The sequence below is a fragment of the Pseudomonas sp. PME37.24/025 genome (assembly GCF_055556615.1).
On record NZ_JBVHNK010000023.1, the window covers coordinates 19,512 to 32,759 of the forward strand.

General features: G+C 56.3%; 13 protein-coding genes and 3 pseudogenes. 5 read left to right on the forward strand and 11 right to left on the reverse strand.

The window, feature by feature from the left end; all coding sequences use genetic code 11:
- Window positions 1-67: 67 nt before the first annotated feature.
- The gene (locus ACZ3HH_RS28640; RefSeq protein WP_465809767.1) at window positions 68-910 is read left to right on the forward strand and encodes a type 1 glutamine amidotransferase domain-containing protein; all 843 of its coding nucleotides are present in this window, start codon (window positions 68-70) and stop codon (window positions 908-910) included.
- Between the two features lie 167 nt (window positions 911-1,077).
- Complete coding sequence (locus ACZ3HH_RS28645; protein WP_465809769.1) at window positions 1,078-1,782, forward strand: type 1 glutamine amidotransferase domain-containing protein; 705 nt, start codon at window positions 1,078-1,080, stop codon at window positions 1,780-1,782.
- Between the two features lie 428 nt (window positions 1,783-2,210).
- Here ACZ3HH_RS28645 and ACZ3HH_RS28650 read toward each other — a convergent pair whose 3' ends face one another.
- Complete coding sequence (locus ACZ3HH_RS28650) at window positions 2,211-3,347, reverse strand: pyridoxal-phosphate dependent enzyme (RefSeq protein WP_465809771.1); 1,137 nt, start codon at window positions 3,345-3,347, stop codon at window positions 2,211-2,213.
- Window positions 3,348-3,452: 105 nt separating this feature from the next.
- On the opposite strand from ACZ3HH_RS28650, the gene ACZ3HH_RS28655 reads away from it, so the two are divergent.
- Complete coding sequence (locus ACZ3HH_RS28655) at window positions 3,453-4,250, forward strand: helix-turn-helix transcriptional regulator (RefSeq protein ID WP_465809773.1); 798 nt, start codon at window positions 3,453-3,455, stop codon at window positions 4,248-4,250.
- A gap of 49 nt (window positions 4,251-4,299) precedes the next feature.
- Here ACZ3HH_RS28655 and ACZ3HH_RS28660 read toward each other — a convergent pair.
- From ACZ3HH_RS28660 to ACZ3HH_RS28695, 8 genes and pseudogenes are all read right to left on the reverse strand, one after another.
- Window positions 4,300-5,027, reverse strand: a pseudogene (locus ACZ3HH_RS28660) (L-dopachrome tautomerase-related protein); the annotation flags it as partial.
- Between the two features lie 50 nt (window positions 5,028-5,077).
- Window positions 5,078-5,344 (reverse strand): zinc-binding dehydrogenase, encoded by a 267-nt coding sequence (locus ACZ3HH_RS28665; protein WP_465809775.1) that lies wholly within the window; start codon window positions 5,342-5,344, stop codon window positions 5,078-5,080.
- Between the two features lie 21 nt (window positions 5,345-5,365).
- Window positions 5,366-5,554, reverse strand: a pseudogene (locus ACZ3HH_RS28670) (branched chain amino acid aminotransferase); the annotation flags it as partial.
- Between the two features lie 82 nt (window positions 5,555-5,636).
- Window positions 5,637-6,971, reverse strand: a complete 1,335-nt coding sequence (locus ACZ3HH_RS28675; protein ID WP_465809777.1) for an MFS transporter — start codon at window positions 6,969-6,971, stop codon at window positions 5,637-5,639.
- A gap of 47 nt (window positions 6,972-7,018) precedes the next feature.
- The gene (locus ACZ3HH_RS28680) at window positions 7,019-7,156 is read right to left on the reverse strand and encodes a hypothetical protein (protein ID WP_223430934.1); all 138 of its coding nucleotides are present in this window, start codon (window positions 7,154-7,156) and stop codon (window positions 7,019-7,021) included.
- 307 nt (window positions 7,157-7,463) lie between these two features.
- On the reverse strand, window positions 7,464-8,492 hold the full coding sequence (locus tag ACZ3HH_RS28685) for a LacI family DNA-binding transcriptional regulator (protein WP_465809779.1): 1,029 nt from the start codon (window positions 8,490-8,492) through the stop codon (window positions 7,464-7,466).
- Entirely contained in the window at window positions 8,489-8,674 is a 186-nt protein-coding gene (locus tag ACZ3HH_RS28690) for a hypothetical protein (RefSeq protein ID WP_465809781.1), read from the reverse strand. Before ACZ3HH_RS28690 ends, ACZ3HH_RS28685 begins: the two co-directional genes overlap by 4 nt.
- Before the next feature lie 534 nt (window positions 8,675-9,208).
- Window positions 9,209-9,379, reverse strand: coding sequence for a hypothetical protein (locus ACZ3HH_RS28695; protein ID WP_465809783.1), 171 nt, complete (start codon window positions 9,377-9,379; stop codon window positions 9,209-9,211).
- 320 nt (window positions 9,380-9,699) lie between these two features.
- On the opposite strand from ACZ3HH_RS28695, the gene ACZ3HH_RS28700 reads away from it, so the two are divergent.
- Window positions 9,700-10,989 (forward strand): MFS transporter, encoded by a 1,290-nt coding sequence (locus ACZ3HH_RS28700; protein WP_465809785.1) that lies wholly within the window; start codon window positions 9,700-9,702, stop codon window positions 10,987-10,989.
- A gap of 342 nt (window positions 10,990-11,331) precedes the next feature.
- Here ACZ3HH_RS28700 and ACZ3HH_RS28705 read toward each other — a convergent pair whose 3' ends face one another.
- Window positions 11,332-11,649, reverse strand: coding sequence for a hypothetical protein (locus tag ACZ3HH_RS28705; protein WP_465809787.1), 318 nt, complete (start codon window positions 11,647-11,649; stop codon window positions 11,332-11,334).
- 483 nt (window positions 11,650-12,132) lie between these two features.
- Between ACZ3HH_RS28705 and ACZ3HH_RS28710 the strand changes: the two genes are divergently transcribed.
- Window positions 12,133-12,231, forward strand: coding sequence for a DUF2934 domain-containing protein (locus tag ACZ3HH_RS28710; RefSeq protein ID WP_465809789.1), 99 nt, complete (start codon window positions 12,133-12,135; stop codon window positions 12,229-12,231).
- Window positions 12,232-12,507: 276 nt separating this feature from the next.
- Here ACZ3HH_RS28710 and ACZ3HH_RS28715 read toward each other — a convergent pair.
- Window positions 12,508-12,872: pseudogene (locus ACZ3HH_RS28715) on the reverse strand (histone-like nucleoid-structuring protein, MvaT/MvaU family).
- Between the last annotated feature and the right edge of the window lie 376 nt (window positions 12,873-13,248).

Sequence of the window (13,248 nt, forward strand, 5' to 3'; positions counted from 1 at the left end):
TATCATACATCAATAGAGTATCCAGGCAGGGGCGGCAACCGTTCGCCCGATAAATTCTGGACACGACATGAAAAAACTGACCCGTATCGCATTGGCTATAGCCCTCGCCAGCAGTAGCCTGGCAGCCAGCGCTGACAACGTGCTTGTGGTGCTTTCCGATTCGGCGAAGCTCGATTTGAAGGACGGCAAGGTCTTTGCTACCGGTTTCTACCTGAACGAGCTTTTGCAACCGGTGAAGATGCTGCTCGACGCTGGCCATAACGTCACCTTTGCCACCCCGAACGGCAACGCGCCGACAGTGGACAAAACCTCCATCGATAAAATGTACTTCAACAACGATGAGGCAGCGCTTCAGACCTATAAGAACTTGCTTGATCAACTGAAACTGACCCTGCCGGAACAGTCACCGGTCATCAGCCTTTCTCGGGTAGAGCAGATCGGTTATGCGCACTTTGATGCGGTCTACATTCCCGGCGGTCACGCCCCCATGCAGGATCTGCTCCACAGCCGTCCGCTGGGTCGCTTGCTGGCGAATTTCCATGGACAAGACAAGACCACCGCACTCGTCTGCCATGGCCCGATCGCCCTGCTGTCGACCTTGCCTGACGCCGAAAATTTCACCCGCCAACTCCGGAGTGCGAAACCGGTGAGGGGCAGCGTCGACTGGATTTATGCGGGCTACAAGATGACCGTTATCAGCAATAAGGAAGAGGAGGAAGCCAAAGGTCTGCTCAACGGTGGTGTCATGAAGTTCTACCCGCAAACCGCGCTGGAACAAGCCGGTGGGGTGTACCGCAGCAACACTTCCAATTGGACGCCTAATGTGGTCATCGATCGTGAGTTGATCACTGGCCAGAATCCAGCCTCGGCCATTGAGGTCGGCAAGGCACTGCTCGATCGATTGAAATAACACGACTGCAGCACTGCGCCCTCCCCCGACCCCGGTTTTTGACGGGTATTTGGAGCACTGTAATGAAACCTCGCACCCGGCTCAGCCGCTCCAGCGAATTCCCCGACTGTGCCAGTAGGCACTACCGCCGGCATTGCTCCTTCAGCTTGAACTCTAGAGAAAAAATCATGACGCCCTCATCCGCAAACCAACACAAACCACTATTGATTGTCCTCACCAGTCACGCCAGCAAAGGCGATGGTGGCGAGCCGACTGGCTTTTACCTCGGCGAAGTCACCCACCCGCTTGCCGTACTCGAAGCGGCCGGCTTTACAATCGAGTTCGCCTCGATCCAGGGCGGCGAACCTCCGGTCGATGGTCTCGACCTGAATGATGCCACCAACGCACGCTACTGGAACGACAGCCGCTTTCGCGCCGCCATTGCCAACACACAACGCCTGGACGCCCTGGATGCGTCGAAGTACGCCGCTATCTTCTTTACCGGCGGCCACGGTGCGATGTGGGATTTCCCGACTAGCCCTGCCGTGCAAAGCATGACCCGCGACCTCTTCGAAGCCGGCGGTGCAGTGGCCGCGGTCTGTCACGGTCCCGCGGCACTGGTGAACGTGACGCTCAGCGATGGCAGCTACCTGATTGCCGGCAAAAACCTCAGTGCGTTTACCGACGACGAAGAACGTGCGGTCAAGCTCGACAACATCGTGCCTTTCTTGCTGGCCAGCACCCTGAGTGCGCGTGGTGCACATCATCACGGCGCAGCAAACTGGACTGCCAAGGTGGTGGTCGATGGTCGGCTCGTCACGGGACAAAACCCTCAATCCGCCGCCGGAGTGGGTGAAGCGCTACGCGATCTGCTGCTCGTTCAGCCACGCTGAAGCCGCGCGCATTTTTAAGGAGAACGCTATGAAATGCATTGCATTGGCAAGTGCTCTGATGCTGGCCGCAGTGACACAAAGTTACGCATTCGCGGCGACACAAACGTCTCACGAGCCAGAGCTCTGGCGCAGCTACACGGGGGTGTCATGGGACCTCGGCACTGAGCACAAGATTGATACCGTGTCCCACCAGGCGCCCATTTCGAACTCCAGCATTGAGGGCGATAGTGGGCCAGTGACCACCCTGAGCGCTGAACTGCAACATACTGGGCAATTGAAGGTTGGCTAGAGATTTTTCCTGGCTTCTCGATTCGGAGCCGCGGCGCGTCGAAGTCAGTTCAGGCCTGGGCAGACAGCTCACGCAGTGCCCGCCCTGATACCCCTAGGCTTCAGCAGTGTCCAGAAGGTCTACAGCTCGTGCTGTTACATCACGATGGGCATCGGTCAGAACGCTTGAGCACTGCACTGAGGACGCGCTGTCCGTATAAGCCGACGCCAAGACCCGACACGATGAGAACGACTGCAACCATTTTGTTGACTGACAGGTTCTCATTGAAAATCGTGATTGAACCGAGCAGTCCGAATACCGGCACCAATAACGACAATGGCGCGACTGTAGACACTGGATATCGTTTCAGCAGTGAATTCCATACCCAATAGCCGAACAGTGTATTGGGGTATACCTGGAACAGGATCGACAGGACGGCGCGGTAGTCGAGTTGATTCACCAATGCGCTGTAACCCGTCGAGCCGTTAACAGTGTAATCAAGCACGAAAAGAGGGATGGGCGAAAACGCACTGGACCACACCAGGAAAGCGAAGACCTGGGTGGTCTTGGCTTTTTTGTTGATCACGTTGGCCGCACTCCAGGCGACCGCTCCCAGCAGCACCAGAATCAGCCCGGCCGTCGTTACTGTCCCATCAACGATGGAGATGATGCTCAGCAAACCACACAGAGCGAGACCCATGCCCGCGTACTGAAAGCGGGAAATCGTTTCCTTGAATATCCATGAGCCCAGCAGGATGGTGAAAAACGCGCTGAATTGAAGCACCAGCGAAGCGATGCCGGCGGAAAGACCCGACTTGATGCCAAGGTTAACGACGCCCCAAAGTCCGATACCGAAGACCAGGCCGTAGAGGTCATGCGCTTGCGCCAGGCGCGCGGCCTCTTCACAGGCTTCATCAAAATCGCGGCCACACTCGACCACTTCACCGCCAAAGGCGCGCATGGCATTGTTCTTTTCTACCGAGTTACCCTCCGGCACTACAATCAACGCCCTCAAACCCAGCGCGCCGGCTGCCAGCGCCAGGCTCTGCCCATGGTTGCCGCGGGTGGCGGTGACAATACCCTTGATGCCCGGGTGCTCGCGCTTTAGCCAGTGTATGAAGGTAATGCCGCCACGCACCTTGAAAGCACCTGTAGGTGTGTGGTTTTCGTGCTTGACCCAAACGGTGCAACCCAACCGCTCAGCCAACAAGGGCCAAGGGTATTGAGCTGTAGCGGGCATGACTTGGTACACGTGGTGAGCAGCTTGCTCGATATCGTCGCGAGTCAGTCTGTGCATGAGTCGTCTCCCTGAGGTTTTGCCCAGTCTAGACACGGGCGCATCACGCAGGCTTTCAAAAAACTGACCTGACTTTTGTGTCCCTGCTTCACTACTATGGCGTTCATGAGCCGTCGAAGCCGCCTTCAGCCAACGCCCCGCCCCGAACCGGTCCGTCGAGTCGAGGCAGGGCCATGGACGATTGAATTGCTACCCGGCGCCGCCTACGCGACCCGGTATGTAGCGCCTCAGGCAGCGATTGGCTTTGCCTTCGACCGCCAGCGAGGCCTTCACGCCATTGGCAGCGACCGAGTGCTGCCCTTCGATGCCATGCCCAACAGTCTGGCGTTCGTCCCCACTGGCTGTGACGTGCTGTCCGAGTCACTCACGGGCGGTGAATACCTGCGGGTAATGCGCACCGACGGGAATATGTTGGTCGGGGATAGTGAATTCAACAATCGCATTGATCAGCAGGCCATTACCCTCGCCCTGCGAATGCGCGGCGCGTTGTTGCATGCCTCAGTGCAGGACGATTGGGAGGCCTGGGCACTCGCATTGGCTGAACGGATGACGAGCGATCAAACATTTTCGGCTCCACCCCAAGGCTCTATCACCGGCAGCCGAATGCGTCTGCTCGATGAGTTCATTGACGCTGGCCTTGACGGGCCGCTGGGCATACCGGCATTGGCGGGCTTACTTGGATTGTCCGAAGGTTATTTCATGCGAGCGTTCAAGAGCGCGACGGGCAAGAGCCCGCACAGTTACCTGATCGACCGACGCCTTGCCAAGGCCCGCGCGCTGATACGCGATTCGACAGCAAGCCTGGCAGAGATCGCCCACACCTGCGGCTTTAACTCCCAGGCGCACATGGCAACTACTTTCAGGCAACGCCTTGGATTAAGCCCGGTACAGCTGCGTGGATAATTTTAGTCAGGGAACAGTAGAAGAACACTCTGATCAGCTGTATCGCTGTTTTCGCCTTGCCGTCTGGGCCCTTGGTGATCAACGCCTGCTGCCCCTCCACCACAGGGATGAAGTCAGGATCCGGGGACGTTGATTTGGCGCCGTGCAGTCTCCGGACGGCCTTGCCGCTGGCGATGTCCATCACAATGATCGCGCGGGGCCCGACACTGATGAGTCGGTGACATACACCGTCCCTTCCTTGCCAATGCGGAAGTCGAAGCGCATATCGTTGACGTAGGTGGTCGGTAAAATCACGTTGGACGGAAATACCAGCATCTTGACGATCTTGTTACTAGCCAGGTCGACCGCGACCAGTTTCGCGCCGCCCCGTTTGGGCGCTGCGAAACCAGGAGCTGCGGTATCCAGCAGCCACACGCGCCCCTTACCATCGGCAACAACACTTTGAACACTCAGACCTTTGGCTGGATTCTTTGCGTCCTCTTTGTTGAATGCCGCATCGGGATAAGCGACAACGTTGCCATCGCGAATTTCACCGACTGTGAACGGCACGTCGTCTCCCCATTTCGGGTAGTTAACAAAGATGCGACCGTTTTAGGTGACCGTGACGCCAGTTGGTATCGCGTCACGGAACGTAAACACCTGTTCCAGTTGGCCGACAGTTTTCTCCTTTGGAGCATTGGTAGGCAGCGGCTGAGTATCGGCCGAGAAGCTGTTCTGGCTCGCGGCGGCTACGGCGATGGTGAGTGTGGTTCCGAAAAAGTGGTTTTTCATGGACATAAAATGCTCCCTAGCCTGCCTAAGCAGGCCAGTTGAATGATGTGGAAAGGTTAGAACCCTTCGAGAACGAGCTTGCCGGTTGCCTTGCCGCTTTCGATCAGGGCATGGGCGCGGCGCAGTTTTTCGGCATTGATGGTGCCGAAATGCTCACCCAGCGTGGTTTTCAGAACGCCTTGGTCGATCAGGTCGGGCAACGGACAGATCAGGTCTTTATTGACTGGATCTTCGCCCAGATAGACCGGAAAGCGAAATGCTCGTCTCCTTCGACAAAAAAAAACCCATCCACCGCTGAAGCGATGGATGGGGTTATGTGCCACTTGGGGCCAGGCCCCGTCAAATCAGACCTTGACGATCCAGCCTGCTGGCGCTTCGATCTCGCCGGTCTGTACACCAGTCAGCTCTTTATAGAGCTTCTGGGTGATCGGGCCGACTTTGGTTTCGCTGTGGAACACGTGCAGCTTGTCATTGTAGCTGATGCCACCGATCGGGGTGATCACTGCGGCAGTACCGCAAGCACCGGCTTCCTTGCGGTCGACGCAGAGCAACTCCGGAGTCTGCGACCTGCCACGGCTGGCCCAGCGACTCCGGCGCGGCCACCTCGTCCCCCGGTTACGGCTTCGACGGGGGTTTGATTTTGACGAACAGGACGGCCACGGCCGCGCACAGCAACAGCGCGCCCGCCAGTCGGATGACGTTTTCCGGGTGGCCGCCGAGCCAGGTGTGATAGTACAGCGGCAGCGTGAAGATCTGGATGATCATCGGGATGACGATGAACATGTTGAAGATGCCCATGTAGACGCCGGTACGCGCCGGCGGAATGCTGCCGGCGAGCATGACGTAAGGGTTGCCCATGATGCTGGCCCACGCCAGGCCGATGCCGACCATCGGGATGAACATCAACGCCTGGCTGTGGATCAGCGGGATACAGAGCATGCTCACGCCGGCCAGCACCAAGCAGACGCTGTGCATATTTTTGGGGCCGTAGCGGCGGGTGAACGGCACCAGGGCGAAGGCGCCCACGAAGGCGATGAAATTGTAAAAGGCGCCGAGCTGGCCGTTGAGCAGGCCGGCGTCGCGGAAGCCTTGCGAGGTCGAGTCGCCGGTGCCGTACATGCTCGATGCCAACGAGAGCATGATGTATTGCCAGTAGCAGAACATGGCGTACCACTGGAACAGTTTGACCCAGGCCAGTTGTTTCATGGTGTCCGGCATTTCGCGCACCGCCAGGGCGATGTCGGCCAGGGTGTTGCGCCAGCCCGGTGGCCGGGAGGTGATCTCCACAAGCTCCAAGGCGCTCAAGGGGTACTCGGGCGTGGTCTTGAGAGTCCACAGCACAGTGGTGATCGAAAATACCGCACCGACCAGGAAGGCGGCGATGACGATGTGCGGGATGTGGCTGCCGTTGACGGCGTCCTTGTCCATCCCCATCAGCACCAGCAGCGTCGGCGCCAGGTAGGCCAGCGTCTGCCCCAGCCCGGTGAAGGCGCTCTGCATCAGGAAGCCGAGCGAGTGCTGCGATTTGTCGAGCTTGTCGCTGACGAAGGCGCGGTACGGTTCCATCGTGACGTTGTTGGAGGCGTCGAGTATCCACAGCAGGCTCGCGGCCATCCATAGCGTCGGGCTGAACGGCATGGCCAGCAGGCCCAGGCTGCACAGGATGGCGCCGATGAGGAAGTACGGCGTGCGCCGCCCCCAGCGGGTGACGGTGCGGTCGCTCATCGCGCCGATCATCGGCTGCACCAGCAGCCCCGTCAGCGGCCCGGCCAGCCACAGATACGGCAGGCTCGCCTCGTCGGCGCCGAGGTATGCGTAGATCGGGCTCATGCTGCTTTGCTGCAACCCAAAGCTGAACTGGATGCCGAAGAATCCCATGTTCATGTTGACGATCTGCCAGAACGTTAGTCGCACTTTGCGCTGTGCCGGCGTTTGTAAGTTTTTAGTCATATTAGTCTCATATTTATTTTTGTTGACTTGATGCCGCCGCGCCACGGTTACATGGCCAGCTCCAACCAAAGCATCGCCCACGGCTGCAAGGTGACGCTGCCGCTGCACATCTCGCCGCTTAGGCGATCGGTCCAGTTGCCCGAATCGAGCTGGTAGCGCACGTCGGTGCCGCCGACATTATTCATTAAAAATAAATATGTGCAATCGATTGCACATGTAAATTTTAAAAAGACTTTTCATTGTTTTTATACAAATATTTGGGGAGTTTATCTAACTAAAACATGTAGTTGCGGCGAAACTGCGCGCTGATTTATGCTGCATGGCGGCATAAATATTTGATGTTTTTCTGAATTCAATACGATCGTTTGTAGTTAAAAAACGACAGCAAAGAGCTGGGGGGTCAGACTTTAAGGTCCGACCCGGATTCACGCTTCTGGTTTAGGTGGCGTTGCCGGCGATTTGGCTGGCATTGATGGCGGTGTCGCCGGCCGTTCAGCTGGTGGCGCGCACCACCAGCTCGGTGGCCAGCTGGCGCGAGGGGACGGCTTCGCCGTCGAGCAGCGCCAGCAGCGCCTCCACCAGCGCCCGCCCGGCCGCGTGGACCGGCTGGCGCACAGTGCTCAGCGGCGGGTGGAAGTAGCTCGACAGTTCAATGTCGTCGTAGCCGACCACGGCCACATCTTCGGGCACGCGCCTGCCGCGCTGGCGCAGCGCGTTGATGGTGGTCATGGCCAGCAAGTCGCTGCAGACGAACACCGCGTCGAAAGGCACGCCGCGGCGCAGCAGTTCGTCGACCGCCTCGGCGCCGCCCTGCGGCAGGAACGACACTGGCACGCGCAGCCGCTCGTCGCTGGCCATGCCGGCCCCGGCCAGCGCCTCGCGGTAACCCTGGTGACGCTGCTCCACCTCGGGCAAATGGGTGTCGCCGAAGAACGCGATACCGCGGCGGCCGCGCCCGAGCAGGTGCTCGGTCGCCAGCCGGCCGCCGGCGGCGTTGTCGCCGCCTATGGTGCAGTACAACTGCTGCGGCAGTTGCGCGCCCCAGACGACGATGGGCACGCGCCGCGCCGCCAGCTCGTTGAGCTGCTCGTGGTGGCGCCATTGGCCGATCAGGATGACGCCGATGACGCGGCCGCTGTCGAAGGGTCGGGCGGCGGCGTCCAGCGTTTCGGCGTCGACCCGCGACAGCAGCATGTCAAAGCCCTGCTCGGTGAGGGCGTCGGCTAGGCTGCCCAGCATGCTCAAAAAGAAGGGATCGGACAGGTGCTGGGGCGTCCGCGAGTCGTACGGCACCACCACGCCGACGGTACGGTTCTGCTTCAGGCGCAGGTTTTGCGCGCCGATGTTGATCGAATACTTGAGCGAGCGCGCCAGTTCCAGGATGCGCTGGCGCGTCTTGTCGTTGATCAGCTTGCTGCCGCTGAGGGCGCGCGAGACGGTCGAGGTGGAGACGCCGGCAATGCGCGCGATGTCGGCCATTTGCAGGCGCTGCTGGGCTTTGTCGTTGGGGGTTTTGCTCATGCGTGCTTTCCGATAAAAAACGCCGCCTGGAAGCCGGGCGGCGCGTCGTTTTCCACTAAGGCCGCGTCAAAAAACAACTTGGCCGTTTTTGCTGACCGCAACCGGCGCGCTGGCGCGTTGCCAATCGCTTGCAGTGCTCGCACTGCGGCGCGCCTGGTGCCCTGCATCGAGGGGATCGCCATGTGGAGATCCGTTGCGCAGGCACGGGCCAGACCCCGTGAAACCCCTGCTCCACTCCGCTGTTGTCCGCCAAAACGTCCCATTTTTTTAACGCGTCCTAATTGTCCAGTGGCGCGGCGTTTACTGTGGCACGGTGTCCTTGAACGAGGCGCGCTCAGCCAGCTTATCGTACAGCTTGGCCAGGTTCGGGTGGGCGCGGCTTGTAGTGGCTTGGTGCGCGGATCCATCTTAACCCTGCTCGGTGCTGAATTTTTCAATGTTTTCACGATCATTTTGAATATCGTTAATAGTGCGTTTTTGATAGTCAGCGATTCACTACTTGCTCACCCGAGAACTGCCAATACTTTTATCCCGCCATATCAATTCCAGTTGACTGAACACCGCCTCTTGGCCCGCACTTAAAGGTAGAGCTTTCAGGGACACGTCCGCACTACGTAAGGTAACGGACGCCTGCGAGACCTGCGTTGACCGTCTCGTTTGGGTCGATTTCAGCCGGTCAACACAGGCAGAAAACGGCCAAAAGTAGTCGCCCGTGGTCACTGCTCCCGGTATGGCGCGGCCTCGTCCGGCCGCAGAAAGATCGGCACACGCCACCCTACATCGCGTAATGAGTGCTGGATCTGGTTCTGAACACCCAGCAGCGTGGCAAAGATGGCCATGCGTACGGCAATACCATCATCCGTTTGTTTGAAGATGGATACCGGCATACTTATCATCGGGGCTCAACCGTTCAGTGGGGTGACGAGGCGGGTATTTCACCAAATCTGGAGGTGTTTTTCAGAGTTTCCTTAGAGAAAACACCAATCTGCCTTTGACGAACAATACGGAAGGCGTTACGTTGAATCTAATGAACGCACTTTTCTTCACCACCACGACAACCACCACCACGACCGCCATCGGCGGGCCGCGGGGAGGTTGTGCGCTCTAAACACTTGCCATAATTTAACCGAAAAGCCCCGCCGGAAACGGACGGGGCTTTTTTGTGCTCTTCGTCCTTCCGGTCCATAAATACATCAGGGAGAGAAGGATGGACGATTTTGATCACCGTGCATTGGGAAATAAACTCGATTTGCAAAGCGTTCGGTCTGCGAGTGACGCCAGGCAATCAATGAAGGTTCGCCGGGCTTCGCCGCTTTTTGATCGCTTGACGGGCGGTATCGGCTTAGCAACAACGGTCCTGCTCTTTCTGCAGTTTCTCGTTAATCTCTCGGTGTTCGGGTCTTTTCCGCTGCTGGCTGCCTTTCTGAGCGTCGAGCGAGGTTTGAGCGCCAGCGACGTCGCGAGCGTACTCACCGTGAGCCTGCTGTCGAGTCGGTTGTTGCCACTTATTCTAGGATCCGCTGCCGACCGATTCAATAGCAGAGTACTGGCTTCGTTGGGTTTGGTGTGCCGTGCTATGGGATTCATCGGTTTGGGCCATGTTCTCGATTTCCCCGCGTTGGCCGCATGTGCTTTCTTGAGTGGATTCGGCGCAGCCCTCTATGAAACGACCGCGCACTCCGTGTTCGGCACCCTCAAAACAGACATTCGTTCGCGTGTATTCGTCTTGAATAATCTTGTACTTAACCTGGGTGCGCTGGTCGGGCCAACTGTGCTGCTCTTACTGCCTGCCCATGGCGACGCTTTTTCATTGGAAGTGAGCGGTTATATCTTCGCTGCGTTGGCTTTGGTGGCACCGTTCGCGGCTGTACGAACGCGCGTGAATGAAAGACCGAGCTGTGTTGCCTCTGTGCTTTTTGATGCTTTCCACGACAGGCAATTTCGAAGACTCTGCATCGCACTTATCCCGTTCTGGACTGTGTACACGCAAATTTATGTGTTCATCCCGCTGACTTTCGCTCAGGGAGTGTCTGGGTATAACGGTGTGCGACCGTTCTACATCGCGAACGCTTTGTTCGGTGTCTTAACCGCGCTTCTGGGAATGCGATGGTTTCAACGGGCAAGGTGGCAATTCCTGATGTCAATCGGTCATCTCGCGCTGCTCGCCAGTTTCGCACTGGCAGCGCTCATTTTCCTACGTGAATGGAACTCACAGCAGTCTCTGGTGATCCTCGTCGTCATAGCTTTAGTTTTCACGTTCGGTGAAAGCCTCATCTTACCCGCGTCGAACATCGCTCTCGCTGAACTGACAACCGAGAGCAATGCTGGAAGCTATTTCGGCGCGTCAGCAGTCTCTTGGGCAATAGGCGGAGCATTGGGGAACTATCTGGGGAGTATGGGCGCACGATGGACGCCGATCAGCATGGGTTGGCTCGTCTTCGCCTTTGTCAGCATGATCGGGTTGCTTTGTTTCAAGAGGCTTGAGCATGCCCAATAGAGGATGTGTAGAGGTCAACAAATTCCGGACACCTCGATAGGTGATGTCGACGCCATCGCCCGCTCGTAAACGGTCGGTGGCAGGTATCCCAGTTTCGAGTGCAGCCGTTCGTTGTTGTGCTTCGTTAGCGCTCTGCAATTCGGCTTGTAGAAGTTCGTCAAGATGTCTGCAGTTTACTAAATCTATCAGTCCATCAAAATTAACGAGTCGCTTCAATTCACCCAATTCATTTGCTGGTCATCGACTAACAAAAGGATGACGGTGTCGTTTGAGGCCTCGTAAAACTCCTGAAGCTGCAACCCATTCATGCTGCGCACCGCGGAATTCCAGACAAGAGGGTCACTAGATTGCTTTGATCGAGATCAGCTCAAAATACTTAAATTTTTTCTTCTTTGCTTCAGCCTTTGCTTCCTGTTCCGCGATAAGACTACTAAGCGTGTTCGCCTCGTAGACGAAGGTGTCCGCTTTGCCCTCGAACTCTGTCCTAACACGCAGTGTCACCCTCAGTTTGGGTGACCGAGAGCTGGCAACCTTGCGAGGTTTTGACACGTGTTGCGAGTCTGCTGTGATGAGCGAATCCTGAACCGTTGGAATTGTCTCATTGCTTCCCAAACCAAAAAGCGCCTGGCGCATTTCTTCCTCGCTAAGATTTTCTTTCATTGAGAAGCCTCGTTGCACCTTCGATAATTGGCCAGTTTTTCAAATTTTCAAAAAAAACACTGGCGTCCAAGCTTAAAGACAATGACCCAGACCTTCCACTCATTGTCGATAACGTGTCACAAAAGGCCTTATACGTACTCTTCACTGTCTGCTTTGGGTCCAGACTTTGTGAAAACGCCAGTGTTTGTCTAACCTTTGATCGTCTAGATCGTATCGGGGGCGATCATGAATCGACTCATTGAGGGTGAGGCTCGGACGCGAGTCAGGTTGCTGCCTGAGTGCTGGACCGGCCGGTAATATACGTCCGCGTAGAACTCAACATGAGCATATTGAAACCTCCCCTACGATGGAATGAGAGTCAAACGATCATGAGCGAAAACGAATGCAGGACAGTCAAATGCCAGGAAACCGCGGATGGAACTGGCGACGTCATCGTTGATCTGGTGATCACGTTTTGTACTGGGAAAACGGCAGGAATTTGAAATGGACGAACAAAAAATACGAGAAGCGGCATATCAGCTTTGGGAAAAGCAAGGCAAACCGCAAGGACAGGATCTAGAGCATTGGTTCATTGCTGAATAATTAGTGACCGAAGAAAACCTCCAATAATGCACCCACACAGATGATGCCAAGTAGTAAACGAACTAACTCGTCTGTAGGGAATTCCACCTCGGGTAGTAAAGTAAAAAACGAGAACGTACGCGGAAACCATGGTTCATGTGAGAGTACGATAATTGAATCTCGCCCATCGATGTGTGCATCGTCGAGATCGCGCTATCGTCGCGCAGAAACCTTGCTTTCATAAAACCCGTACAGCAAAAAGGGCCCCGCAGAGCCCCTCTGTACTCAAATCAAAAATCACTTGGTCAGCCAAGACTCTACGGTGTCAGAGCCGTACTCAGCTTTCCACTCCTTCAATGTTTTGTGGTTGCCACCCTTGGTTTCAATCATCTCGCCGGTATGCGGATTTTTGTAGACCTTCACTTGGCGTGACTTACGCGTGCCCGATTGGACTGGGCAGCGGAGGCACGACGACCGGCTTGTGGATCAAGCATGTTGATTACGTCTTTCAGGCTGTAGCCGTACTTGGCAAGCAAGTTGCGCAGCTTCTTTTCGAAATCGATTTCTTTTTGAAGGCCAGCATCGCCTTTCAGAGCTTCGAGGGCTTGGAGTTGTTCGGCGAGATGTATTTCTAGTTGGCGAAATTCTGCAAGTTTGGACATGGGAAATCTCTATGTGATTAGTTTCGTAACGTTACACCAAAAACAGTGATTTGTATGAAGTATGCGTATTTAGCGTTGTTCAGCAAATCAAACATCCATAGCTTCGCACTGACGCAAACGTTGCTGCGATGGCGCCGACTCTTAGACTGGCTTGTCAAGCCTAGGCCAGTCAAACACCCCCAAAAAAACTGGAGGGGCTTAACTGACTGGAATTAGCCAAAGTGGAATACAGCACACGTTTAATAGATTAAGTATCACTGCCGGAAGCTTACACAAATGATGAGAGTTTTTGGTCTTTACATTGCCCCGAGCAAGTCTATGACTAAATATGGGGCTCGATGTCTTCCAACATGGCAGCTCAGCAAGCAGCCGATCT

Bases quoted from the DNA above. Each gene is read 5' to 3' on its own strand.
- ACZ3HH_RS28640 (WP_465809767.1), top strand. From the start codon at position 68: ATGAAAAAACTGACCCGTATCGCATTGGCTATAGCCCTCGCCAGCAGT.
- ACZ3HH_RS28645 (WP_465809769.1), top strand. From the start codon at position 1,078: ATGACGCCCTCATCCGCAAACCAACACAAACCACTATTGATTGTCCTC.
- ACZ3HH_RS28650 (WP_465809771.1), bottom strand. From the start codon at position 3,347: ATGCACAGACTGACTCGCGACGATATCGAGCAAGCTGCTCACCACGTG.
- ACZ3HH_RS28655 (WP_465809773.1), top strand. From the start codon at position 3,453: ATGAGCCGTCGAAGCCGCCTTCAGCCAACGCCCCGCCCCGAACCGGTC.
- ACZ3HH_RS28675 (WP_465809777.1), bottom strand. From the start codon at position 6,971: ATGACTAAAAACTTACAAACGCCGGCACAGCGCAAAGTGCGACTAACG.
- ACZ3HH_RS28680 (WP_223430934.1), bottom strand. From the start codon at position 7,156: ATGAATAATGTCGGCGGCACCGACGTGCGCTACCAGCTCGATTCGGGC.
- ACZ3HH_RS28685 (WP_465809779.1), bottom strand. From the start codon at position 8,492: ATGAGCAAAACCCCCAACGACAAAGCCCAGCAGCGCCTGCAAATGGCC.
- ACZ3HH_RS28690 (WP_465809781.1), bottom strand. From the start codon at position 8,674: ATGGCGATCCCCTCGATGCAGGGCACCAGGCGCGCCGCAGTGCGAGCA.
- ACZ3HH_RS28695 (WP_465809783.1), bottom strand. From the start codon at position 9,379: ATGCCGGTATCCATCTTCAAACAAACGGATGATGGTATTGCCGTACGC.
- ACZ3HH_RS28700 (WP_465809785.1), top strand. From the start codon at position 9,700: ATGGACGATTTTGATCACCGTGCATTGGGAAATAAACTCGATTTGCAA.
- ACZ3HH_RS28705 (WP_465809787.1), bottom strand. From the start codon at position 11,649: ATGAAAGAAAATCTTAGCGAGGAAGAAATGCGCCAGGCGCTTTTTGGT.
- ACZ3HH_RS28710 (WP_465809789.1), top strand. From the start codon at position 12,133: ATGGACGAACAAAAAATACGAGAAGCGGCATATCAGCTTTGGGAAAAG.